Below are 25,511 nucleotides of genomic sequence, written 5' to 3' on the forward strand. Positions count from 1 at the left end.
GTTGAATGCACAAGAAATCATTCGTTTTATTCAAACAGCAGAAAAAAAGACCCCAGTCAAAGTTTATTTAAATGTATCAGAACCTGTCGAGTTTCCGAATGCGAAAGTATTTGGTGAAGTGCATAGTCCAATCGTTTTTGGAGATTACAAAGACATCGCGCCGGTACTAGAAAAAGAAGCGGAAAAAATCTTAGCGATCGAACTAGAACAAACTGCTAGAAACAGTGCAGTTCCTTTACTGGATGTCAAAGACATCAACGCTCGCATCGAACCAGGCGCTGTCATTCGTGATCAAGTGACCATCGGCGATCAAGCAGTGATCATGATGGGCGCTGTGATCAACATCGGTGCTGAGATCGGGGATCATAGCATGATCGATATGGGAGCAATCCTAGGCGGACGTGCGACTGTCGGTAAGAATTGTCATATCGGTGCTGGAGCTGTGTTAGCTGGAGTCATCGAGCCAGCTTCCGCTCAACCAGTAGTGATCGAAGATGGTGTATTAGTTGGTGCGAATGCAGTGATCGTCGAAGGCGTTCGTGTTGGAAAGAATGCAGTCGTCGCAGCAGGTGCAGTCGTTTTAGAAGACGTTGCCCCTGAGACGGTCGTTGGTGGTACACCGGCACGTGTATTAAAAATAAAAGATGATCAAACCAAAGAAAATACCGCATTGATTGCAGCACTAAGAGAATTGTAGACAAAGAAAGGATGAAAAACATGCGCGAAATAGATACCTGTATTGTCGGAGCGACGGGATTAGTCGGTCAAACTATGTTAAGAGTATTAGAGGAGTACGATTTTCCAGTAGGAAAACTCAAGCTTTTAGCATCCAAACGCTCTGCGGGGAGTCTGTCTGTGTTTAAGGGAAAAGAGTATGTTGTCGAAGAACTGACTGAGACTTCTTTTTCTGGGTATGATTTGGCGCTTTTTTCAGCTGGAGCATCCGTGTCTCAAACATTTGGCCCAATTGCACGTCAAGCCGGCTTAGTAGTCATCGATAATTCTTCAGCGTGGCGAGAAGATCCTACGATCCCGTTGATCGTCCCTGAAGTAAATCTAGAGGATCATACGTTAGATCCATTGATTGCCAACCCAAATTGTTCGACGATCCAGTCCGTGTTACCACTGAAAGCACTACAGAATACCTTTGGTGTGACACGTGTCAATTACACGACGTATCAAGCTGTTTCAGGTTCAGGGCAACAGGGAATCGCTGATCTACAGGCGACAAAAAATGGTGAACCAGCAACTTTTTATCCCCATGACATCAGTCAAACGGTCATTCCAGAAATCGATCGCCCAATGGAAAATGGGTATACCAAAGAAGAACAAAAAATGATCAATGAAACGAAAAAAATCTTGCATCAACCAGATTTGCCTGTATCTGCGACTTGTGTCCGTGTACCGATTGAAAATGGCCATGGTGTCTCGATTGCTGTTGAGTTAGAAAAGGAATTTTCATTGGAACAAATCCGTGCTTGCTTCAGTCAGTTTCCAGGGATTTTGGTTGTCGATAACTTAGCAGAACACCAATATCCCACAAGTACATTAGCAAGAGGCACAGACCAAGTATACGTTGGGCGTATTCGTCGCGACCTCTCTGTTGAAAATGGCTTACTCTTTTACACCGTGGCTGACAATATTCGCAAAGGCGCTGCGGCTAACGCGGTGCAAATTGCTTTGGCGCTTCTACAAGAGGAGGTCCTTTCATGAAAGTCGCAAAATTTGGTGGAAGCTCGATGTCTCATGAAGAACAGTTCCGTAAAGTCCGTGAGATCGTGTTAGCTGATCCTAATCGAGAAGTCGTTGTCGTTTCCGCTTTAGGAAAAAGAACCGATGAAGACGATAAAGTGACCGATTTACTCTATTTGATCCATGCGTATCTTCAACATAAGGTTGATTGGACGCCACTATGGGAACGGATCACACAACGTTTTATTCAAGTTAGGGATCTTCTGTCACTCGACTTTCCGATTGAAAAAGAATTAACCACGATCGAAACACATCTAAAACAGGAAAAAGTGACGATCGATTATTTAGTCAGTCGTGGGGAGTATCTGACTGCGCAATTGATGGCGGAATATTTAGGGTATACCTTTGCAGACGCAAGTGAGCTGATCTACTTTGATTATGAAGGAGGCATCGACTTTCCGCGTACAGAGCAAGCAGTACGCGAGATGTACCAGAAACACCAAAAGTTGATCGTCCCAGGATTTTATGGTGCCAACCCAGCAGGAAAAGAAAAATTACTTGGTCGTGGGGGCAGTGATATTACCGGCTCCGTTTTAGCAAGTGCCTTACAGGCAGATCTTTATGAAAATTGGACGGATGTTTCAGGCATCATGATGGCAGACCCAAGAATCATTGACTCACCGAAAGTCATTGAAGAGATCTCTTTCCGTGAATTACGAGAAATGGCTTATATGGGTGCCAATGTCTTGCATGAATCCGCGATTTTTCCTGTACAAGAAGCTGATATCCCGATCCAAATCAAAAATACGAATCGACCGAATGATCATGGAACAAAAATCTCAAATCATGAAGTCGAAAAAGAAAATGGATTGACGGGGATTGCAGGAAGAAAAGACTTTCTTTCAATCACCTTGTTCAAACGACATATGTCAGACGAGATCGGTTTTATTTGGAAAGCCATGAGTATTTTTGCAAAACATGGCATCTCGATCGAGCATATCCCCTCTGGCATCGATAATATCGGTGTCGTCGTTTCGGCGGAATTGATCATGGATAAATTGTTTTTGATCACGAAAGAATTACGTGAGGAATTAGGCGTAGAGGAAATCGAGATCATCGAAGACTTGGCTTTGATTTCTGTTGTAGGTGGCCCACATAAGGAACCAATTGGACTTTCTGGAAAAGTATTATCGATTTTGAATGAGTTAGAAATCAGGACCTCGATTTTATCGCAAGGTGCGCAAGAGTTGAATTTGATCATCGGCGTACCCAATACACAATATGAAACCGTGGTAAAAGGAATCTATGAAGGGATGGTGAGGCGACATGTTGGCAACACACCGAATGGCGTTACATCAAATTCCTGAACTTGGCTTTCATGAATTTAAAACGAAAGAATACCTTTACGAACAAATCAAAAACTGTGGTGGCGTGATCCATGAAATCGATGAGACAGGCTTGTTGGTTTATTTTGATCAGCAACAAGACACAACGATTGCTTTTCGGACAGATATCGACGCGTTGCCCATCACTGAAGCCACAGGGTTACCTTTTGCGTCTACACACCCAGGATTCATGCACGCCTGCGGACATGATGGTCATATGGCAATGCTCTTAGGATTGACCGATTATATTGCTACGCACCGTCAAGAGATGCGGCACAATATCGTCTTGATTTTTCAACCCTCAGAAGAAATTGCTGGCGGGGCAGATAGTGTGATCCGTTCTGGGTGGTTGGAACATTACAAGGTACAGGCAATCTTTGGTTTTCATTTATGGCCAGGCTTGCCAGAAGGAAAAGTATTTTCACGACCAGGTGCGTTGATGGCGCAAAGTAGTGAAACAGATATCATCGTCCAAGGCAGATCTGCGCATATCGCCTCAAGCAGTCAAGGCATCGACAGTCTAGAAGCAGCTGTGCGTTTTATGAAACAAGTCTATGACTTTGATGAATCTCTGCCAGAAAACCTTGAACATCTCTTGAAATTTGGTCAGATTACAGGTGGGACGATCCGCAATGTCTTAGCCAATGAAGTCGTGATCTCAGGCAGCATTCGTTCATACAGTCGTAAGACCCAAACGGACTTAAAGATGCAACTAGCACGACTAGCAAAAGAATTCCAACAAACTTCCCCAGCGAAAATCTCATTTCGTTATAACGATGGGTATCCTGCTGTACGTAACGATGAACAGTTGTATGCAGCACTTGCCCACTCAGAGTTATTACATGAGTTGGCTGAGCCTGTCTTACAAGCAGAAGATTTTGGTGTTTATACGGAACACTATCCTTGTGTCTTTTTCTTCTTAGGTGTAGGTGATACACCAGCCCTGCATGATGCCACCTTTGATTTCGACATGGCTGTTTTAGAAAAAGGATTGGAATGGTACCAAACAATCCTTTACACCGAGGAACTTTTCTGAAAAAATAAGGATAGTAACCAAAAGGGGAGAAGTCTATGAATCTACACCATCGTTTTAATCCAAGGCTGGCTAAAATCGAAGTCTCGCAGATCCGTATGTTCGATCAGCAAATCTCAAGCATTCCGGGCATCATCAAATTGACATTAGGTGAGCCAGATTTTTCAACACCTGAAGCAGTCAAAGAAACAGGGATCACAGCCATCAAAGAAAACTATTCTCATTATACCGGGATGAGAGGTTTACCAGAATTATGTGAAGCAGCTTGTTTCTTCCAAAAAGAACGTTACGGTCTTTCTTATGATCCGCAAACGGAAGTACTAACAACGATCGGTGCCACAGAAGCGATCGCGACAGCTTTATTAGCGGTCTTAGAAGAAGGGGATAAAGTATTGATCCCAGCACCTGCATATCCCGGCTATCAACCAATTGTTGATCTAGCAGGCGCCGAATTGATCACGATCGATACATCAGACACTGGCTTTATTTGTCAGCCAGAACAACTAGAAGAGGCGTTTGCCAAATACGGAGACGAAATCAAAGCAGTGATTTTGAATTACCCAAGTAATCCAACGGGAACATTGTTATCTGCGGAGCAAATGAGCAAACTTGCAGAAGTTTTAAGCCAGCACCCAGTCTTTGTCATCAGTGACGAAGTTTACTCGGAGTTGAACTACGTGGGAGATCATGTCTCGATGGCTACGTACTTGCCTGAACAAACGATCGTCGTGAATGGACTCTCTAAATCTCATGCCATGACTGGTTGGCGCATTGGGTTTCTCTTTGCTCAAAAACCAGTGATCGATGAATTGATCAAGGTCCACCAATATTTAGTTACTTCTGCCACAACGATTTCTCAAAAAGCTGCGGTCGAAGCCTTGACAACGAGTATGGACGAAGGGGAAAAAATGAAGGCCCGCTACGTCGAACGCCGAGATTATCTATTGCCGCAACTTACGGAATTAGGCTTTCAAATCTCTCAACCTGATGGTGCGTTTTATTTGTTCTGTCGCTTACCAGAAACCATCCAGATGAATTCGTGGGACTTTTGTTTAGCACTCGCAGAACAAGGTAAGGTTGCCTGTATCCCTGGCTCAGCTTTTGGACCGGAAGGTGAAGGATTTATCCGAATCTCTTATGCAAGTGGGATGGATGACCTACAAGAAGCGTGTAAACGTATCGGCACATTTTTAGCACAATTAAAACAATAATATTAAAATAACGAATAAAATTTTTAGGCAAGCCTTTTCATTTGCATTATCATTCTTAGAATGATATCGTGAAATTGTTTAGAATGATTCTAAACAATTGTTATGAGGAGGGTTTTGTCAATGGAAAAAACGAAAGTAATTATTGTCGGTGCATCACATGGAGGGCATCAATCCATTTTAGAATTACTATCTAGATACGGAGAAAATGTGGATATCACCTTGTTTGAAGCAGGCGACTATGTTTCATTTATGTCATGCGGCATGGAATTATATTTAGAGGATCAAGTCACTAGTGTGAATGATGTCCGTAATTTCAGACCGGAAAACTTTCCACAACCAAATGTGGGGATTTTAAATAACCACGAAGTTAAGACAATCAATGCAGATAAAAAAACAGTAACAGTTACACGTAAAGAAGATGGACATACGGAAGAGTATGCTTACGATAAATTGATCTTGAGTTCAGGTGTCAAACCAAACTCACTACCTGTTCCAGGAACAGACTTAGAAAATGTATATTTGATGCGTGGCTATAATTGGGCAACGAAAATCAAAGAACGCATGACAGACCCAGCAGTGAAAAAAGTAGCTGTGATCGGTTCAGGTTACATCGGGATCGAAGCAGCAGAAGTTTTCTTGAATGCAGGGAAAGAAGTAACGTTATTAGATATGATCGATCGTCCTTTAGGTACTTACTTAGATAAGGAAATGACAGATATCTTAGAAGCGCACTTAAAAGAAAAAGGCATGAACATCAAAACTGGCGTGAATATCAAAGCCTTCACAGGTGACGGTAAAGTCGCAGCCATCGAAACAGACAGTGGCACGATCGAAACAGATTTGATCATCCAAGCTGCCGGTGTCAAACCGAATACCGAATGGTTGAAAGGCATCGTTGATTTAGATGAACGTGGCTGGATCATCACAGATGAATACCTACAAACAAACTTACCTGATGTTTATGCAGTAGGAGATGCAACACTTGCTTATTCGATCCCAGCAGGCAAAAAAGTGCCGATCGCATTAGCAACAGTTGCACGTCGAGAAGCACGCTATGTCGTTCAACACTTATTTGAACAAACACCAAGCAAACCATTTGGTGGCTTAGTCGGCTCATCTGCGTTACGTGTGTTTGACTATCATTTTGCTGCAAGTGGCTTGAACAGCTTCACAGCTGATCGCGCTGGCGTAGCCATCAAAACAGCCTTCTATGAAGATACGATCCGTCCAAAATTCGTACCAGAAGAATTTGGGAACGGAAAAGCAGCTGTACAATTAGCCTATGATCCATTTACGCACCAATTGCTAGGTGGCGCTGTTTTATCAACGAAGGACATCACTGCACAAGGCAATGTCTTAGCACTAGCAATCCAACAAAAATTAACGATCGAAGACTTGGCAGAAGCAGATTTCTTCTTCCAACCAGGACACGACCGTCAATGGAGCTTACTAAACTTAGCGGCACAACAAGCACTAGGTGAAGAGCCATTTGTGGAGTAAAAACTAAATTTAAGTAATAGTAAATACGGAATAACAGGTGGATGGAAACATTCAGCCTGTTGTTCCGTTTTTTTATTTATTCGTAAGAGTTGTTTGGGTTGAAGGGAAATGTTGACGATTATGCTGTTAAAACAGCTTTTTAGGAATGTAATAATTTTTTTTGATATTTTTTGATATGATTAAGATGGAAGTTATTTTAATTTGTTAAAGTAATATTTTAGTGCTTTACGTATATATATTTGTAGAGAGGGATCGGTTACTATTTATACATAGAATGGAGAGATGAAAGATGACCTACATTCGAATATTCAAAATAATCCAACTGGTTTTATTGGCGCTAAGCATCTATTTTGCTGCAATGAAAAATACGATCTATACCATACTGATTATGCTATCACTATTTATTGAATATACCCAATCCGAGCAACCTAAAACTCCTTACAAATCGGGAAAAAATTCAATCTATCTACCGAATCAAACATCTAGAACGGAAGTGGTGTTTGCGCTGATTCCCACGATTTTAGTTCTTATGATTTGCTCCATTTTGGAATTAGAATTGTATCATTTTTAGTAACAGGAATAATTTGAACCACATCTATTTAGTTAGTAATAAAAATGAATACATAAAAGTATCGATCGTATGAGAATTTTAGAGAAGGTGAACCGAGTGAGTCAAATAATTGTTCTCACCTCCTATCTAGTGATTGGGAACAAAAATAAAATTCATTTTTGTTTCTAACCTTAAACTTAATAAACGGTGTTCCAGAAGTAACTCCTTCAGAAATAAGCCGAGAAATTCAAAAATTTGAAGAACAATTTTCGTTTTTCTCGGCTTATTTCTCGGAGCTAGACACTTCTGTCACAACCTCATGGAGGTATAAAAATAATAGAAAATAGTTAGAAAACAGGACAGAAAATCTACAAATAAAAGAAGAATAGAATGGAGAGATAACAATGACCTACGCTAGAATACTCAAAGGGACTAGTTTAATTTTATTAGCTTCAAGTATTTATTTTGCGGCCCAGCAAAATACTATTTACTTCACACTGATTTTATTATCAATACTTATTGAGTCTGCTCAACCCAACCGCCCTAAAATTCCTTATCAATCGGAACGAAAAGCCATCTATCTACCGAATCAAACATATGGAACGGAAGTGAAGGTTGAATTTGTTTTGACAGTTGTAGTTTCGATTATTTGTTTTGTTTTGGCATTATGACAAGACATGAATGTAGATGAACGTCATGAATCAAACGTAAATAAAATTGAATGAACTCTTTCGTAAAGAAGCACCAATCACCGAAAAAACTTCACATTTTCGGTGATTGATGCTTCTTATACTTGTTCCTCAATCCCCCTTCTTCACCCGTATCGCATACGAATCCAGCAAGATCCGCGCAATCACAGAAAGTGGCAGGCGAGAGCGGACTTCATATTCAGGGAAAAAAGAGATTTCGGATTTGAAGCCGATCAAAGATAATTCTGCTAATCGGTTCAAGCGACTTTCCCGTGATGCGGTGATCAGGATCGAACTGATTTCCTCGCGGTAGCAATTCTCCGCTGCTGCTACGAGTTCTTCTGTTTCACCGTTTAAGGAAATAAAAAGAACGACATCTTTTTTGTGCAATTTGCGACTAACGGTTTTGATGATATTTGGATCGGTATGAAGGACACAATACTTATCGAGTAGTTGGAATTTTGTTTGTATTTCTTCTCCAATCATTTCTGAAAATCCTCTGGCAAAGATAATGATTCTTTGTGAACTCCAGATTTTTTGAATCGCATCTTCGATTACCCCTGTATCCAATAGATTGATGGTACGCACGACTTCCTGTTCGTTTTTTAGAATGGAGGTTTTTATTTCTTCATCTACTTTATCGACCGTAGCAAAATTGATGGTGGTATTCTTTTTTTCCTTTAAATGGTGCTTAAAAGAAGTATAACCTTCGTACCCTTTTTTCTTCATGGTACGAACAATAGTCGTAGTGGATACGTTGGCTCGTTCGCTTAGTTTGATAATCGAGAGATTTGGGATTTCTTGGATGTGATTCATCATGTATTCCCATAAAAAATATTCTGCCTCGCTTAATTTAGGTTCCATTTAGTCCTCCCCCTTTTCTTTTTATTCTACCACTGATGTAAACCCTTACTCGGATGAGTTTTATTTTGTAAACATTTACCTAAAATTCCGCTTATTTAGAAAACATGTACATCCAAAAACAGGTCATACTGTAGATAACGTGAGGAGGGATACAGGTGGCTAACGTATATACATGTACGATGAATCTGGCGATTGATCTGTTTATTGAAGTGGAACGACTCAAACCGAATGTTGTGAACCGCTCAATCGATGATGATATCCAAGCAAATGGGAAAGGTGTCAATGTTTCATTGATTTTAAAAAAACTCGGGATACCAAATACTGCGTTGGGCTTTAGCGGAGGATTTACTGGGGCTTATATTGAGGAATGCTTGACGAAGGAAGGGATCGACGCTCATTTTGTTTCTATACCCGGAATGACTCGCATCAACGTATTTACACAAGTGAATGAGGAATCAAGTGAATACAAGTTGGTCAATCGTGGACCAGAAATCGACCAGTTAGCGATGGAAGAATTGCTTGAGACAATCAGTCATTTGTCAGCTGGAGATTATCTTTGTGTTTCTGGGAGTCTGCCAAGAGGGGTACCAGAAGAAATCTTAGTAATGATCAGTAAAATCTGTCATGAGAATCAAGTGCGCTTGATCTTAGATACGAGTGCTAAAATCGTTAAACGATGTCTAAAGTATCAACCATTTTTACTGAAACCGAATGAGCAGGAATTGGCAGAATGGTTTGATGAAGAAATAGCAGAAACGGAATATGTAAACTATTGCAAGAAACTATTAGCCGCAGGTGCACAAAATGTATTGCTGTCATTAGGTGGAGCGGGTGGGATCTATGTGAACGAAAATTATTGTTTGACAGGAAACGCCCCGCAAGGAAAAGTCGTTAATACCGCTTGTGCCGGGGATACACTCCTAGCCACTTTTCTGGCAGGATTGATCAAAGAAGAAAATAGTGCGGATTGTTTCAAGGACAGTTTAGCTGCGGGTAGCTCGACTGCGTTTCAAAAAGGATTGACTGATTTTACAGATGTCGCAGAGTTGAAAAAAGAAATCACCATTCATAAGGAGGAATTCAAATAATGGCTAAGTATCGATTAATTGCTGCAACTGGTTGTCCCACAGGTATTGCCCACACGTATATGGCACAAGAAGCACTGGAACAGGCAGCAAAGAAAAAAGGCATTTCGATCAAGGTGGAGACCCATGGGCAAGTAGGGATAGAAAATCGTTTGACAGATCAAGAAATCATTGAAGCGGAAGCAGTGATTATTGCGGCGGATAAAGATGTTCAGCCTGAAAGATTTGCCGGGAAAAGGATCATTGATGTTTCTGTTTCGAAAGGGATCAAAGAAGCCGATCAATTGATTGCTGCGGCTTTGAACGGTGAAGGAGTGATTTCTGAAAAAATCGAAATGGCAGAAGGAGATAAGGAAAAACAACATGCACAACAGAGTGTTGGTCACAGCATCTATAAGAACTTGATGAATGGTGTTTCCCACATGTTGCCTTTTGTGGTCAGTGGGGGAGTCTTGATCGCCATTTCTTTTTTATGGGGAATTTATTCTGCCGATCCTGCCAATGCGCAATACAATGAATTTGCTGCGAGTTTGAATCGAATCGGTGGTTTTGCGATGAGTATGATGGTGCCGGTCCTTTCCGCGTTTATTGCTGAAGGAATTGCAAAACGTCCTGGATTGGTTGTTGGGTTTGTCGGCGGATTGATTGCCTCAGATGGTGGTACAGGTTTTTTAGGTGGGATTATCTCAGGTTTCTTGGCAGGATATGTGGTGTTGGGATTAATAAAAGCGTTACAACCTTTGCCTAAAACACTAGATGGTTTAAAAGCAATTTTCTTATATCCCGTACTAGGGGTGTTGATTACTGGATTGATCATGACAGTCATTTCAGGACCGATGGCTAGTATCAATGAAGAAATGATGGATTTTCTAGCAGGGTTTGAAAACTCAAGTCCTTTAGTATTAGGGGTGATCGTCGGTTGTATGTGCGCATTCGATATGGGTGGGCCGATCAATAAAGCAGCCTACGTTACTGGAACTGCCCTGTTAGCACAAGGAAATACTAGCTTTATGGCGGGAGTTTCTGCAGCCTGTATTGCTCCGCCGTTGATTACTGGCTTTGCGGTCTTGCTTTTTGGGAAATACTTCGAGCCAAACGAAAAGAATGCTGGTCTAGTGAATTTCATTCTAGGCTCAACACATATTACGGAAGGTGCTATTCCTTTTGCGGCAAAAGATCCGCTTCGTGTTTTGCCAATCATGATGCTTGGTTCGTCGATCGCCGCTGTATTGACCTATTTCTTTCGCGTGCAAGTACCAGCACCCCATGGCGGATTTCTCGTTTTACCAGTAGTGACGCATGGCTTACTGTGGGTTCTTGCGATTCTTGCTGGTTCTATTGTAGGGGGAGTACTACTAGGCTTGGTACAAAAAAGAAAGTCACTGAGTGTGTGAAAGGGAGAGGATTCATTTGATGGAAAATTTATTTGTTTATACCAATGTGGCGGCGAATACTCGTGACGCGGTGTTTGCGTTTCTTTCAACAAAAATCGTTGAGGTAGGAAAAGCGACCAATGAACAGGCGGTCGAAATCGGCTTGAAACAACGCGAAGCAGAAGGAACGACTGGTATGATGGATGGCTTTGCGATCCCTCATGCGAAAAGTGAAAGTATAGAAGAACCAACGATCATTATTTTGAAATTAACGAATGCAGTCAACTGGGATAGTTTAGACGGTCAACCGATCAAGTATGTGATTGCGTTGTTTATTCCAGCTGCAGAAGCAGGAACCAGTCATTTGGCGCTTCTTTCACAAATGGCACGAATGTTGATGGATGAAGGCTTTAAACAAGCATTTATCACTGCTTCCACTCAAGAAGAAATTGTTGGCTTGATTGATTCTAAGTTAGAAGGGATGTTGAAAAAATGAGGAAAGTATCAGAGGGGAAATACCAAGCATTAGTAAACATGAGTAATCCAGACGGGATCATCGGGGCTTTAGCGATTGACCAAAGAGGCGCATTGAAAAAAATGATGGCGAGACATCAAGAGGAGGTCAAAGTGGATGATTTGATCCATTTCAAAGAACTCGTGTCCGAAGAATTGACACCTTTTGCTTCTTCGATTCTTTTAGATCCAGAATATGGGTTGCCCGCTGCCGAAAAACGCGCCAAGACAGCTGGACTATTGTTGGCTTATGAGAAAACAGGATATGATACAACGATGCCTGGACGTTTGCCAGATACCTTAGCTTTTTGGTCAGCCAAAAGACTAAAGGAAGCTGGAGCAGATGGCTGCAAATTCTTGCTTTACTATGATGTAGACGAAAGCGAAGAAATCAATGAACGGAAACAGGCATATGTAGAAAGAATCGGTTCAGAATGTCTGGCGGAAGATCTTCCTTTCTTTTTAGAATTGCTATCTTATGATGCAACGATCCCAGATACGACCTCCAAAGAATATGCCATGATCAAACCGAAAAAAGTCATTGAAATGATGAAGATTTTCTCAGAGCCGAGGTTCAACGTAGATGTCTTGAAGGTAGAAGTACCTGTCAATATGACTTATGTTGAAGGTTTTGGAAAAGAAATCATTTATTCCAAGCAAGAAGCATCCGCTTTGTTTATCGAGCAAAGCCAAGCCACTGACTTACCGTTTATTTTTCTGAGTGCAGGTGTCAGTGCCGAAGGATTCCAAGAAACGTTGCATTTTGCCAAAAGCGCTGGCTCTTCGTTCAATGGCGTTTTATGTGGGCGAGCTACATGGGCAGATGGTGTGGCACCTTTTGTGGATCAAGGAAGACAGGCGGCAATAAAATGGCTAGCTGAACAAGGGAGAAACAACATTGAGGAATTAAATGGAGTATTGAGGAAGACAGCTTCTTCTTGGCAAAATAAGATTAGTCGCTAGTTGGTTAGTCATCTTGAAATAGCAAAAGAGAAACACTTTGAGCGCCTAGACGTGGGTAATGAAGTGTTTCTTTTTTTTGTTATTTTTCATTGGAATTTAGCGGAATGCAAGAAAAAGAACCGTTGGATTTGTTCATTATTTTATAAATTTTCTAGGATAAACAAGCTTTTTAAGGCTAAGCCTTATGCTGCTTTTTATGAGGTTTATGCTGTTTTTTTATTTTAAGTGGTATTTTCGAGGTATTTAAAATGTTTTTATATATAGTTAATGAAAACGTTGTTATATAGCGGTTTTTAAGTAATTTTTATGTTGACAGGTAGTTATTATTACTTTACGATTGTCTTGTGGTTATAACCAGTTGGAAGGGGTAAAGAAATGGAAAATTCTCGTAAAGGGAAACCGTTATATTATCAACTAGTTGATGTACTAAAGAAACGAATTGAGGCAGAAATGATCCCTCACGATAAATTGCTGTCTGAGAGGGAGTTATGTCTGTACTATGGTGTGAGTCGGACGACGGTTCGATTGGCATTGCAGGAATTAGAAACACTTGGCTATATTTATAAAAAACATGGAAAAGGAACGTTTGTCAGTGACTTATCGCATCAAGCAGCGAGTTTAGCAGGTGCTTACAGCTTCACAGAAGAAATGTTGGCATTGGGGCGTACACCGAAAACGATTATTTTAGCTTTTGAAAAACAAGCAGCGACAAAGCAGTTGGCTGAACGATTGAATCTCAATCTAGGAGAAGCAATCTTCAAAATCAAGCGACTACGTTTAGCGGATGATGTCCCTTTGATGGTTGAACGGTCTTATTTACCAGCAAAACTGTTTCTTGGCCTTGATTTGCCGATTTTGGAAAGCAAGCCTTTGTATGATGTTTTTCTGGAAGATTTTGATCAACATGTCCAAGTGGCAGAAGAAGAATTCTATGCCAGCATTGTTTACGCAAATGATGCCGAATTACTGCATATATGCGATGGGGCACCAATTTTACATTTGAAACGGACGACCTTCAATAGCAAAAACGAGATCATCGAATACACAGATAGTGTCGCAAGAGCAGACCAATTCCATTATAAGATCCGTCATGTTCGGAGTAATCTAGGAGGAAAATAATATGTTTGAACTGTCGAAGGATGAATTAGAAAAAATAGGTGCAAGGATCACTACAGAAGAAATCAAACAACAACCAGATCTGTGGGAAGAGGTTGTGGAAATCTTAGAAGAGAAGAAAAATGAATTAGCCCTTTTCTTTGATGCACTTGAAAAACAGGCAAACAAGCAACAAATCCAAGTCATCTTTACCGGTGCAGGCTCTTCTCAATATGTAGGCGATACGCTTGTTCCTTATTTGAATGAGCATGGAGATACCAAACGATTTGCTTTTCATAGTTTTGGTACGACCGATATTGTTGCTGCTCCAAGAGAGTATTTGTTTCCTGATCAACCCACGTTATTGATTTCGTTTGCTAGAAGTGGCAATAGTCCGGAAAGTCTGGCAGCGGTCAAAATCGCCGATCAAGTCGTGGATACGTTGTTCCATTTAGCGATTACGTGTGCAGAAGAAGGACAATTAGCACAAGTCGCACGTGAACAATCGCAACATTTCTTGTTGTTGATGCCAAAAAAAGCAAATGATGCTGGTTTTGCCATGACAGGTAGTTTTACTTGTATGTTATTGAGTGCCCTTTGGCTGTTTGATCAAGCGAGCCAAGAAACAAAACAAAAGTATGTCACTTCCTTGAGTCATATCGGCAAAGATGTTCTGAAAAGAGAGCAAGAACTGATCCAAGTGTTAGCAGTACCATTCAATCGGGTCGCATATCTTGGCTCAGGTAGCTTGGCTGGTGCCACAAGGGAAGCACAGTTGAAAATCTTAGAGTTGACTGCTGGAAAAATCGCGACGATCTTTGATTCTTCGATGGGCTTTCGTCATGGACCAAAATCCTTTGTCAATGAGCAAACTTTAGTGATCGGGTTTGTGACGAACCAAGCGTACACACGCAACTATGATTTAGATATTTTGGAAGAAATCAATGGCAATGCGATTGCTGCAAAGGTGTTAGCCATTGCTCAATCGACGCAAAGAGACTTTTCTGGAGCAAACTTTTTCCTAGAACCAGTCGCGCTAGAATTACCTGATGCCTATCTATCCGTAGTGATGATTTTGACCGCACAAATCATTGCTCTTCAGATGTCGATCAAAGTTGGTAATACGCCTGACACACCTTCACCGACAGGAACGGTGAATCGAGTAGTCAAAGGTGTGACGATCCATGAGTACCAACATGAATAACAAGGAGGTCAATAAAAATGATGACACCAAATAAGAAAAAAGCGATGGAACAATTAGCAACAAAAGACGGCATCATCAGTGCATTAGCAATCGATCAGCGGGGAGCATTGAAGAAAATGCTGTCGGCTTTAGGAGAAACACCCACAGATGAACAATTGATTGAGTTCAAAGCGTTGGTTTCTAGTGAGTTGACGCCCTATGCTTCAGCTATTTTATTAGATCCTGAATATGGTTTACCCGCTGCCAAAGTACGTGATCAATCCGCTGGTTTGCTCTTGGCGTATGAAAAAACGGGATATGACGTATCGACTCCTGGACGGTTACCGGATCTATTAGGAGACTGGTCTTCCTTGAGATTAAAAGAAGAACAAGCAGATGCAGTGAAATTTTTACTTTATTATGACGTTGATGAAGATCCAAAAATCAATCATTTGAAACACGTCTTTATTGAACGTCTAGGAAGTGAATGTGCAGGAGAGGATCGACCGTTTTATTTAGAACTGCTTTCTTATGATGCAGGAATAAATGATAGCGCTTCATCTGAGTATGCAAAGGTCAAACCGCATAAAGTGGTTGAAATGATGAGAGAATTTTCAAAGCCTCGTTACCAAGTAGATGTTTTGAAAGTCGAAGTACCAGTCAATATGAACTTTGTCGAAGGTTTTGGTGACAAGGAAATCGTCTATAGTCGAAAAGAAGCAGCTGACTTTTTCAAGGCGCAAAGCGAGGCGACGCATTTACCATTTATTTTCTTGAGTGCTGGTGTATCTTCTGAACTATTCCAACAAACGTTAGTCTTTGCTCATGAGTCAGGTTCCACTTTCAATGGTGTCTTGTGCGGAAGAGCGACTTGGAAAGATGGCGTCAAAGCTTATGTAGATGCTGGGAAAGAAGGAGCCGTCAAATGGTTACGGACACAAGGTAGACAGAATATTGAGAACTTGAATCAAGTAATCAATCAGACAGCGACACCTTGGTATCAAAAAACAGGCGAATAATGTAAGCGTTACCTTTAGTTTGAGAATGAACAATTTATTTGTAAAGGAGAATGAACAATGGCAATTATTGGTGTAAGAATCGATGGACGTTTGATCCATGGACAAGTCGCGAATCTTTGGGTAACGAAGTTGTCGATTACTCGGATATTAGTTGTAGATGATGAGGTCGCAATGAATACAGTAGAAAAAAGTGGCTTGAAATTAGCCACACCAGCAGGAGTAAAGTTAAGTGTCTTACCGATTGAAAAAGCCGCAGAGAATATTCTCGCTGGGAAATATGACTCCCAACGCTTACTGATCGTCGCAAAAAAACCTGATCGATTATTGAAACTTGTTGAACGAGGCGTGCCGATCAAGGAAGTCAATGTAGGGAATATGTCTCAGACAAATGAAACCAGATCAATCACCAAATCGATCAATGTGGTGGAAAAGGATATTGAGGATTTCAAACAGTTACATGCGCGTGGGGTCCATTTGACCGCACAAATGGTACCAAGTGATAAGTCAGAAGATTTTATGAGTCTTTTGAATAAATAAGGGGGTTAAGTAGATGTCCATTCAATGGTGGCAAATCTTATTATTATCTTTATATGCAGGTTATCAGATTTTAGATGAACTACAAATTTATTCCTCAATGAGTGCCCCCGTTTTTGCCGGTTTGTTCACCGGATTAGTCATGGGGGATTTACAAGCTGGATTGATCATCGGTGGTAGTATGCAATTGACCGTTCTAGGTGTTGGGACATTTGGCGGTGCTTCAAGGATCGATGCAAACTCCGGAACGATACTAGCAACTGCTTTTTCTATCTCATTAGGGATGAATCCAGAACAGGCAATTGCGGCTATTGCAGTTCCTGTCGCTAGTTTAATGATCCAATTGGATATTTTAGCTCGATTTGCGAATACGTACTTCGCTCATCGTATCGACCAACATGTCGAAACAATGAATTATAAAGCAATTGAACGCAATTATTTATTAGGTGCTCTTCCTTGGTCCTTGTCACGTTTGATCCCCGTCTTTTTAGCCTTAGCATTTGGTGGCGGACTCGTTGAAAACGTCGTTGCTGTGCTAAATGGCGATTTGAAATGGTTAGGAGATGGCTTATCTGTCGCAGGAGCCGTTTTACCAGCAGTTGGTTTTGCTATTTTACTACGCTATTTACCAGTCAAGAAACATTTTCCTTATCTGATTTTAGGTTTTACGATCACTGCCTTATTAGCAACGTTGTTCTCAAATGTCCAGTTGCTTGGCACGAGTGTCGCAAGTGTCGTCAAAGATTTACCGGCAGCCTTCAATTCACTACCGATGTTGGCAGTAGCAATGATCGGTTTCTCTTTAGCAGCGATCAGCTATAAAAACAATCAACGAACGGAGAACCAGCAAGTCGCTAGTTCTCATACAACCTCTGAGGAAGGAGAAATCGAAGATGACGAAATCTAATTATAAGTTAACGAAAGAAGACTTTACACAAATCAACCGCAGGAGCTTGTTGACCTTTCAATTAGGCTGGAATTATGAGCGGATGCAAGGTTCAGGTTATCTCTATACGATTTTGCCACAACTCCGAAAAATCTATGGGGATGATACGCCAGAATTAAAAGAAATCATGAAGACTCATACACAGTTTTTCAATACCTCAAACTTTTTCAATACGATCATTACTGGAATCGATTTAGCGATCGAAGAAAAAGAAGGTATTGCCTCAAAAGAAACTGTTTCTGGGATGAAGGCTGGATTGATGGGACCTTTCGCCGCGATTGGCGATTCCATTTTCGCCGCATTGATTCCGACCATTTTTGGGGCACTAGCAGCCAATATGGCGATCAATGGGAACCCCGCGGGTATTTTTATCTGGATCGTTGCCCAAATCGCAGTCATGGTCTTTCGATGGAAACAATTGCAATTTGCTTACAAAGAAGGGATTTCTTTAGTGACCACGATGCAATCACGATTAACAGCCCTCACAGATGCCGCAACCTTGTTAGGGGTGTTTATGGTCGGTGCATTAGTTGCTACAATGGTGAATGTGAAAGTTTCCTGGGCGCCGAGCATTGGTGATGTGACGATGAACATGCAAAATAATATTGACATGATTCTACCTAAATTATTACCAGCCGCGATCGTTGGCGGTGTCTATTGGTTATTAGGCAAAAAGAATATGACATCCACAAGAGCGATTTTTATCGTCTTGATCATCTGTGTCGTTTTATCCGCTTTAGGTGTGATCTCAAAATAGGAGAGTGTTGAAAATGAGCAAACAGTTAGTTCTTGTCAGTCACGGACAACTTTGTGAAGGATTAAAGGCAAGTACCGAAATGATCATGGGACCGCAAGCTCATATTCATACAGTACCTTTATTGCCAGAAGAAGGAACAGAGGATTTCAAAGAAAAATTTCTTGCGGTGGTTTCTTCATTGGAAGACTATGTTGTCTTTTGTGATTTGATGGGCGGGACGCCAGCCAATAGTATTGTCCAATTGATCATGGAAGGCGAAGCAATCGAATTATATGCAGGCATGAATATGCCAATGGTCATCGAGTTTATCAATAGTCAAATGGTCGGAACACCGCCTGAATATGTTCGTTCTGGTGCAGAGAATATTCTGGATGTGAATCAAGTGATTGCTGTATTGGCTGAGGAAGACGAATAAAATCAATGTTTGACAACGTTTACAAAAAATAGTATCTTTTTAGATAGGATAGTGATTATTCAGTTAAGCTAGACCTGATCAACGGCCTTTTTGGGTGGTTGATTGGGTCTTTTTTTATACTCAATAATAAAATAACAGTAAGGCTATCATATCAAACTGAAAAGGGGCAATGACTGATGAGTTTTCCGAAGAATTTTTTATGGGGTGGCGCAACAGCGGCAAATCAATGTGAAGGAGCATGGGCTGTCAATGGCAAAGGAGATTCGATCAGCGATCACAATCGTGCAGGCAATCGTGAGATGGGGAAACGACGTACCTTTGATTTGGTGATCGATGAAACCAATCATTACTATCCGAGCCATACAGCGATTGATTTTTATCATCGCTACAAAGAAGATATCGCATTATTTGCGGAAATGGGCTTTAAAGCCTATCGTTTATCGATTGCGTGGACACGGATTTTTCCTAATGGTGACGAAGAGCAGCCAAATGAAGAAGGCTTGAAATTTTATGATGCAGTGTTTGATGAGCTACATAAATATGGGATCGAACCGATCGTGACGATCTCACATTTTGAGTTACCGTTTCATTTGGGAAAAACGTATGACGGATTTTTAGACAAACGAACGATCGAGTATTACGAACGTTACGCAACGACACTTTTTGAACGCTACAAAAGCAAAGTGAAATACTGGTTGACCTTCAATGAAATCAATTTTGGTGTCTTAGAACATGGCAAACAAATCAATGGATTATTTAATCGAACTTATACGGAAACAGAAAAATATCAAGCCTTACACAATGTCTTTCTTGCTTCTGCTCGAACGGTGATTGCTGGACATAAAATCAATCCTGATTTTCAGATCGGCTGTATGTTGGCGTATATCACGATGTATCCTAAAACATGTCATCCATTAGATGTATTGAAGACGCAACAAATGAATGACCGGTTAAATTATTTCTGTGGCGATGTCCAAGTCAAAGGAGCCTATCCTTATTACATGAAACGCTACTTTGAAAAAGAAAAAATCGAAGTGGACATCACAGAAGAGGATTTGGCACTCTTGAAGGAAGGCGTTGTCGATTATTATACGTTCAGTTATTACATGAGTACGTGTATTGCAGATGATTTAAATACTCGGTCAGATAAAAGTGGCGGCAATTTATTTGGCGGGGTGGCTAATGAGTATCTTGAAACAAGCGAATGGGGCTGGCAAGTTGATGCGGTCGGGCTGCGATATACCTTGAATCAAATCTATTCTCGCTATGAAATCCCAGTGATGGTCGTAGAAAATGGACTCGGGGCTGTCGATAAAATTGAACCAGATGGCTCGATCCACGATGACTACCGGATCGATTATCTCGCTCAACATATCCAAGAAATGGGGAAAGCAATCGATGATGGCGTGGACTTGATTGGTTATACTTCTTGGGGCTGTATTGATTTGATCAGTGCAGGAACTGGTGAAATGAGTAAACGATACGGCTTTATCTATGTCGATCGAGATGACGAGGGCAACGGAGCGCTGGCTCGCTCGCCTAAAAAATCATTTTACTGGTATCAAAAAGTGATTGCGACAAATGGTGAAAGCGTAGAAATGAAATAATTCGGTAGAAAATAGCCCACCTCCAATCGACTGGATGTGGGCTATTTAGTGAGAGATTTTGTAGGTTATGAGTCCAAAACCAACGATTATGATCGGTTTGATCTAGACGAAGTCAACTCATGTTATAGTAAAAAAAGTTGCTTCTGGCAGATAGTGGAGGTTGGGGAGTAGAGGTAACAGAATAGGACGTTCTTTTAACCAAATAATTAAAAAATATCCTAAGAAAAAGAGAAAGGGTGTTATTGTTAGACGATAACCGCTAGGATAGAAGGAGAGAAATAGTGAGAAAAATCAAAAATATCCAAATCATTCGATTGATCAAAATCATCCAGTTCGGTCTTTATTTTATGTCATTGTTTTTGTTTGCAAAATCCAGATATAAAGTGGCACTCTTTCCTTTATCAGGTGGGATGATATTAGAAGTACAACTCCCTAGAGAGTTTGGTTGGGGATTTGTAAAAAATAAGAAAAATGTCTTTCTTTCTTCGAAAAAAACATGGGTCGAACCAATGATTGCTTTGATTGTTTTAATATTTTTGGTTGGTTTCGCATGTTATTTCCTGTAAAGCTTCGAACAAATCGAGGAGGAGCAGAAACGATGGATCATATTTTTGTGAAAAGCGAGTTTGCACCGCTAAAACGAGTCGTTTTAGCACAGTCTGAATTTGGCTTTCCTACGAAAGAATTAACCGGTGTCGATTTCTTGACAGAAGAAAACCATGAATTATTTAGTGGGCCTGAAGTGATAGGCAAAGACTTTAGTGAAGCTTTCCCAGAACAACAAAAAGCTTGGGAAGTCGAACGGAAGAATTTACAAAAAGTACTAGAAAAACATGAGGTAGAAGTCCTTTTACCAAGAAAGTTGACTTCTTTTGAAAAAGAACTAGGACTAGAGTATGGCTACAGTAACTTTTTCACCCGAGATCCCTTTTTTACGATCGGTGATCTATTGATTGAAGGTTCATTGAAACTTCCACATCGTAGAAATGAGATCCTACCCATTCGTGAGCTACTCATGAATGAATCAAATGAGAATGACTGCTTGTATTTTTCTATTCCTAAACCGGATATTTCGCAAGGCATCGATTCAGAACAAGGGCCTTTCTTAGAAGGTGGAGACGTTTTAGTATTAGGAAAAACGATTTTTGCAGGTAACTCAGGGTTAGCATCCAATACTCGTGGTATTGAATGGTTAAGAAATCTAGTCAAACGATTTGGCTATGAAGTGATCGAAGTGCCACTTCATCCGACGATCTTGCATTTAGATTGTGCATTAAGCCTTGTCAAAGATGGATTGATGATCGTGTGTGAAGAAGCGTTCCTCAATGGTATCCCAGAACAGTTAAGCCATTGGGATCGGGTAGAGGTGTCTTTAGCACAAGCCTCTCGATTGGCGACGAACGGACTACCGATCAACGAGACAACGTATATCACAGATCCAGAATTTACTTTTATTGGTGAAGAATTAGAGAAACGAGGAATCACAGTCGAGTATATTGACTATAAATTGACAAGGATCTTTGGTGGTTCTTTCAGATGCAGTACGCAACCGCTTCTGAGGAACTAAGTGGAAACGATCCTAAAATATGGGAAAAGGAAGGTCATTGCAGAAATGGTAAAAATCACAAATTTTCGCGATATCGGTGGCATCAAAAATAGAAATGGCAAAGAAGTTTTAACAAATGTTTTCTTGCGTTCAGGTGAACTATCTAGTTTGACAGAAGAAGATGCTAGACATTTAGAAACCACCTATCGTTTAAGTAAAATCGTTGATTTACGCGGCGAAGATGAAATTCAGGCTCGACCAGATAAAACTGTTCCACAGACGAAATATATCCATATCGACATCATGAAAGATGTGGCAGACGAAGGCGCTGGGCTGGAAGATTTTGTGAAAATCGGCTCACCTAAAAAAGCCACGAACTATATGACAAAAATATATGAAGATATCGCATTGAATCCGACTTCGCAGAAAGGGTATGCTCGTTTCTTCCAAGAAGTACTTACTTTGGATCAAGAGGAAAGTCTTTTATTCCATTGTTTTGCTGGGAAAGATCGAACGGGAATCGCAGCCTTGCTAATATTAGAGTCATTAGACGTTCCTCGCAAGGCAATCTATGTCGATTATTTACGTACGAATGAACTACGTAAAAAAGAAAATGCGTTGATTTTGGCGCAAGCAAAAAAAGTCCACTTGAATGAGGGAAATCTAGCTGCTTTAGATGTTGCGTTGAATGTGGACAGCAGTTACTTGGACCGTTTTTATCAAGTGGTAGAACAGGAATATGGGTCGATTCAAACCTATTTGAAACAAGCCTTAGCTATCGACCAATTAAGTTTACAGGCAATGAATAATCAATTTCTTAAAGGTTGAGTTGCTATTTTTCATTACTTCAAAAATTTAAACATTGATTTTTTTAAAAATTGTAAGAAACCAACCATTTATAATCAACTGTATCGATAGACTTGCTGATCTAAGAAATTAGGTCAGTTTTTTTTGTCTTCCGATAATCAAAAGAACAGGTGAAAAGTGATTCGTTTTATTAGTAATTGATGATAAAACCAATTTTTTTAGTTTGCTTTGCAGAATAAATTTTTTTTTAGGGGGATTGAAGTGGATGTCAGTTTATTCATAACATTGTATCAATGATTATAAAGATGTGTTTTTTTGTTTTTTAGTGTGATGGAATTTTTGTTATTAGTTTATTATGATTAAGGGTTTGAGATATTATTATATTTTTTAAATGTTATTTTATTTTCACTTAATCATTCTTTTATATCAAGGAAACATGCATGAGTACAGTATTTTTTCTAAATTAGAGAAAAATAATAAATGGATTAAAAATAAATGAGGTGATATATTATTGAGAAAGAAAGAGCTTTTTTATTAATAGCTGAGAGGTTAGATACGTGATTAAGATATATTGTTTTGTTGAGTAGACTATAAGCTATTAATGACAAATTCTTTCACTTATATAGAGTTAGGGTGGGTGGCTACATGAGAAAGAAAGGTTTGTGGAAAAAACAACTTTTGATTTTCAATGTTGTGATGATGATGATGCTTTTGCCAATTGGGCAAGTAATCGCGGTTCACGTAGAATCGGAGGAATCACCAGAAGCACATAGCAATGAGGAATTGGTCTTAAAAGAGGATGTGTTCTATTTTAATGATATTCCGCAAGAAAACGGAACAGCAGAGTTTTCTCAATTTGAAGAAATTGAAAATGATTGGCCCTATGAGGGAGCGGAGATAAGTACTGAACTTATAGAAGCGCCTGAGTTGACTATTGAACAAAGCGATGTAGAAGAGTTTGTTAATGAGACTGAAGGGTTTGATCCTGCAGTCGTTGAATCTGGTCAACTAGGAACGATTCCATGGACAGTCGATACTTCTGGGACACTGACTCTAGGTTCTGGCATCTTCGATGAGGAAAATAATGTTGGTGGTCGCTATGAAGCGAAGGATTATTTTAATCATTCGTCCGCGAATCAACAAATGATCAACAGCATCGTCATCACGGGCAGGATCGAATTACGGGGAAGTTTGATTGGAACAAGAAATAGTGTCTTATCGAATGCTGAGCAGGGGGAACATAACCAAGGATTTTTTGAGAATTTACGAAATGTCCAAACAATTGAAGGAATGGAGTATTTAGATACGAGTCAAGTAACAAATATGGAACGTATGTTTACCCAGATGCGCAATTTAAGAGAAATAGATGTGAGTCATTTTGATACAAGAAATGTAACGAATATGAACAGTCTGTTTTATCGAATGGAGAGTTTGGTGAAATTAGATCTCTCAAGTTTTGACACGAGTAATGTAACGGATATGACCTGGATGTTTGGGTTTATGGGAAATTTACAAGAACTAGATATCAGCCACTTTGATACTCAGAATGTGTTGGAAATGAATAATATGTTTAGTTATATGAGAAATCTAGTTGAACTAGATGTCACCAATTTTGATACGAGCAACGTGACATCTATGACCGGCATGTTTCTGGGAATGAACGAACTGACAGAAATCGACGTGACTAATTTTAACACGAGTAATGTCATTAGTATGGGTGGTTTGTTCATGTTTATGCCGAAATTAAAGGAAGTAGATGTCACCCATTTTGATACAAGAAATGTTACTCGTATGGATTATATGTTTTTTGACAATCGAAGTTTAAGGGAACTTGATCTCTCGAGTTTTGATACAGGAAATGTGACGACTATGCATTGGATGTTTTCACAGACGGCATTAGAACAACTAACACTTGGAGAAGCGTTCTCTTTTCACAGTAACGCAAGTTTGCCAGGGTTATCAGAAACTGCGACGCATCATGCAAACTGGCAGAATATCGGGCAAGGAACGGCAACTAAACCAGAAGGTGAATTTATCTTTACCAGCGCAGCGTTGATGGCAAATTATGATGGCCGCACGATGGCGGATACGTGGGTTTGGCAGCCGAGATCATTCTTATTGACGATTGAGAGTGAAGGGGCAGGTAACGTTACTCCTGAGAATCCAACGAGGCTTTTGATTGGTGAAACATTGGAAATCAGCGCAATACCGGATGCAGGGTGGCGTTTTTCTCATTGGCGTATCGAACGTGGAGATGGGACGATCGATCAAGTGAATGATGCCACGACCATATTTACGATGGGGATAGAAGAAGCACGGATCGTTGCAGCATTTGAAGAGTTAGAACCATTGATGACTGTGCGACTCCCGTTATCGGCAGTATTTAGCACGACGGCGAGTTCAAATCACGAGGAAATCATTTCTCCAGAATATGATATCCATAACGAGTCACCATTCAATATTTACGTCAATGTCGTCACAGCAACCGATTTAAATAAAATGGAGATCGTCAATGAGTTGAATGTGCTTGGAGAGGGACAAGCCAGCCCATTTATTCGTGAAGGGGCACCAGTTGCTCAAGAAAATCGGTTGTTTGAAGTAGGTACAGAAGCATGGAATACTTTTACTTTCACAGGAACTGCGAATCGTCTTCCAGCAGATATCATGCAGGTGGAGCCAACCTTCACGATGGTTTTACGATTCATTCCTAATCCATAAAGTAATTTAGAAATGAAAAACAAAAC

25 protein-coding genes are annotated in these 25,511 nt (G+C 40.4%); 24 read left to right on the forward strand and 1 reads right to left on the reverse strand.

The features are described 5' to 3' along the window. Position 1: 1 nt before the first annotated feature. From dapD to IGI79_RS02495, 8 genes are all read left to right on the forward strand, one after another. Positions 2-697 carry a 2,3,4,5-tetrahydropyridine-2,6-dicarboxylate N-acetyltransferase gene (gene dapD, locus IGI79_RS02460; RefSeq protein WP_019723553.1) on the forward strand — a complete coding sequence of 232 codons (696 nt, stop codon included), beginning with the start codon at positions 2-4 and terminating at the stop codon, positions 695-697. 20 nt (positions 698-717) lie between these two features. Beyond that, entirely contained in the window at positions 718-1,713 is a 996-nt protein-coding gene (locus IGI79_RS02465) for an aspartate-semialdehyde dehydrogenase (RefSeq protein ID WP_023519099.1), read from the forward strand. Further along, positions 1,710-3,059: an aspartate kinase gene (locus tag IGI79_RS02470; RefSeq protein ID WP_023519100.1), complete on the forward strand. Its 1,350-nt coding sequence runs from the start codon at positions 1,710-1,712 to the stop codon at positions 3,057-3,059. Before IGI79_RS02465 ends, IGI79_RS02470 begins: the two co-directional genes overlap by 4 nt. Then, positions 3,019-4,113, forward strand: a complete 1,095-nt coding sequence (locus IGI79_RS02475; protein WP_023519101.1) for an amidohydrolase — start codon at positions 3,019-3,021, stop codon at positions 4,111-4,113. Before IGI79_RS02470 ends, IGI79_RS02475 begins: the two co-directional genes overlap by 41 nt. Before the next feature lie 35 nt (positions 4,114-4,148). Further along, entirely contained in the window at positions 4,149-5,321 is a 1,173-nt protein-coding gene (locus IGI79_RS02480; RefSeq protein WP_104775555.1) for a pyridoxal phosphate-dependent aminotransferase, read from the forward strand. Between the two features lie 120 nt (positions 5,322-5,441). Next, positions 5,442-6,821, forward strand: coding sequence for an FAD-dependent oxidoreductase (locus tag IGI79_RS02485; RefSeq protein ID WP_104775556.1), 1,380 nt, complete (start codon positions 5,442-5,444; stop codon positions 6,819-6,821). Positions 6,822-7,110: 289 nt separating this feature from the next. Further along, entirely contained in the window at positions 7,111-7,392 is a 282-nt protein-coding gene (locus tag IGI79_RS02490) for a hypothetical protein (RefSeq protein WP_010736319.1), read from the forward strand. A gap of 383 nt (positions 7,393-7,775) precedes the next feature. Next, a complete protein-coding gene (locus IGI79_RS02495; protein WP_019723856.1) occupies positions 7,776-8,042 on the forward strand; it encodes a hypothetical protein in 267 nt (88 codons plus the stop codon). 129 nt (positions 8,043-8,171) lie between these two features. Here the strand turns inward: IGI79_RS02495 and IGI79_RS02500 are convergent, their stop codons facing one another. Beyond that, positions 8,172-8,924 carry a MurR/RpiR family transcriptional regulator gene (locus IGI79_RS02500; protein WP_104775557.1) on the reverse strand — a complete coding sequence of 251 codons (753 nt, stop codon included), beginning with the start codon at positions 8,922-8,924 and terminating at the stop codon, positions 8,172-8,174. A 155-nt stretch (positions 8,925-9,079) separates the two neighbouring features. Here IGI79_RS02500 and pfkB point away from each other — a divergent pair, with 155 nt between their 5' ends. The 16 genes from pfkB (at position 9,080) to IGI79_RS02580 (ending at position 25,485) form a co-directional block, all read left to right on the forward strand. Continuing rightward, positions 9,080-10,012 carry a 1-phosphofructokinase gene (pfkB, locus tag IGI79_RS02505; RefSeq protein ID WP_019723854.1) on the forward strand — a complete coding sequence of 311 codons (933 nt, stop codon included), beginning with the start codon at positions 9,080-9,082 and terminating at the stop codon, positions 10,010-10,012. Then, entirely contained in the window at positions 10,012-11,403 is a 1,392-nt protein-coding gene (locus tag IGI79_RS02510; RefSeq protein ID WP_438845680.1) for a PTS fructose transporter subunit IIC, read from the forward strand. Before pfkB ends, IGI79_RS02510 begins: the two co-directional genes overlap by 1 nt. A 19-nt stretch (positions 11,404-11,422) precedes the next feature. Then, positions 11,423-11,878 carry a fructose PTS transporter subunit IIA gene (locus IGI79_RS02515; protein ID WP_019723852.1) on the forward strand — a complete coding sequence of 152 codons (456 nt, stop codon included), beginning with the start codon at positions 11,423-11,425 and terminating at the stop codon, positions 11,876-11,878. Next, positions 11,875-12,858 carry a tagatose-bisphosphate aldolase gene (lacD, locus tag IGI79_RS02520; protein ID WP_104775558.1) on the forward strand — a complete coding sequence of 328 codons (984 nt, stop codon included), beginning with the start codon at positions 11,875-11,877 and terminating at the stop codon, positions 12,856-12,858. Before IGI79_RS02515 ends, lacD (IGI79_RS02520) begins: the two co-directional genes overlap by 4 nt. 375 nt (positions 12,859-13,233) lie before the next feature. Further along, entirely contained in the window at positions 13,234-13,977 is a 744-nt protein-coding gene (locus IGI79_RS02525; RefSeq protein WP_023519107.1) for a GntR family transcriptional regulator, read from the forward strand. Position 13,978: 1 nt separating this feature from the next. Then, on the forward strand, positions 13,979-15,157 hold the full coding sequence (locus tag IGI79_RS02530; RefSeq protein WP_066025205.1) for an SIS domain-containing protein: 1,179 nt from the start codon (positions 13,979-13,981) through the stop codon (positions 15,155-15,157). Positions 15,158-15,177: 20 nt separating this feature from the next. Then, positions 15,178-16,155 carry a tagatose-bisphosphate aldolase gene (gene lacD, locus IGI79_RS02535; protein WP_104775580.1) on the forward strand — a complete coding sequence of 326 codons (978 nt, stop codon included), beginning with the start codon at positions 15,178-15,180 and terminating at the stop codon, positions 16,153-16,155. A 57-nt stretch (positions 16,156-16,212) separates the two neighbouring features. Beyond that, the gene (locus IGI79_RS02540) at positions 16,213-16,692 is read left to right on the forward strand and encodes a PTS system mannose/fructose/N-acetylgalactosamine-transporter subunit IIB (RefSeq protein WP_019724290.1); all 480 of its coding nucleotides are present in this window, start codon (positions 16,213-16,215) and stop codon (positions 16,690-16,692) included. Positions 16,693-16,705: 13 nt separating this feature from the next. Continuing rightward, a complete protein-coding gene (locus tag IGI79_RS02545; protein ID WP_104775560.1) occupies positions 16,706-17,596 on the forward strand; it encodes a PTS mannose/fructose/sorbose/N-acetylgalactosamine transporter subunit IIC in 891 nt (296 codons plus the stop codon). Next, on the forward strand, positions 17,583-18,392 hold the full coding sequence (locus tag IGI79_RS02550) for a PTS system mannose/fructose/sorbose family transporter subunit IID (RefSeq protein WP_019723647.1): 810 nt from the start codon (positions 17,583-17,585) through the stop codon (positions 18,390-18,392). The genes IGI79_RS02545 and IGI79_RS02550 overlap by 14 nt, the downstream gene beginning before the upstream one ends. Before the next feature lie 13 nt (positions 18,393-18,405). Beyond that, a complete protein-coding gene (locus IGI79_RS02555) occupies positions 18,406-18,807 on the forward strand; it encodes a PTS sugar transporter subunit IIA (RefSeq protein ID WP_438845681.1) in 402 nt (133 codons plus the stop codon). A gap of 176 nt (positions 18,808-18,983) precedes the next feature. Further along, entirely contained in the window at positions 18,984-20,414 is a 1,431-nt protein-coding gene (locus IGI79_RS02560; protein WP_438845682.1) for a glycoside hydrolase family 1 protein, read from the forward strand. 281 nt (positions 20,415-20,695) lie between these two features. Continuing rightward, positions 20,696-20,980: a hypothetical protein gene (locus IGI79_RS02565; RefSeq protein WP_019723651.1), complete on the forward strand. Its 285-nt coding sequence runs from the start codon at positions 20,696-20,698 to the stop codon at positions 20,978-20,980. A gap of 32 nt (positions 20,981-21,012) precedes the next feature. Next, positions 21,013-21,981 (forward strand): dimethylarginine dimethylaminohydrolase family protein, encoded by a 969-nt coding sequence (locus IGI79_RS02570; RefSeq protein WP_438845683.1) that lies wholly within the window; start codon positions 21,013-21,015, stop codon positions 21,979-21,981. After that, positions 21,982-22,788 (forward strand): tyrosine-protein phosphatase, encoded by an 807-nt coding sequence (locus IGI79_RS02575; protein ID WP_438845684.1) that lies wholly within the window; start codon positions 21,982-21,984, stop codon positions 22,786-22,788. It abuts the gene before it with no gap. 624 nt (positions 22,789-23,412) lie between these two features. Continuing rightward, positions 23,413-25,485: a BspA family leucine-rich repeat surface protein gene (locus tag IGI79_RS02580; protein WP_195273873.1), complete on the forward strand. Its 2,073-nt coding sequence runs from the start codon at positions 23,413-23,415 to the stop codon at positions 25,483-25,485. The last annotated feature ends 26 nt before the right edge of the window (positions 25,486-25,511 follow it).

This window comes from Enterococcus sp. AZ084, assembly GCF_051714905.1.
GTDB lineage: Bacteria > Bacillota > Bacilli > Lactobacillales > Enterococcaceae > Enterococcus_B > Enterococcus_B pernyi.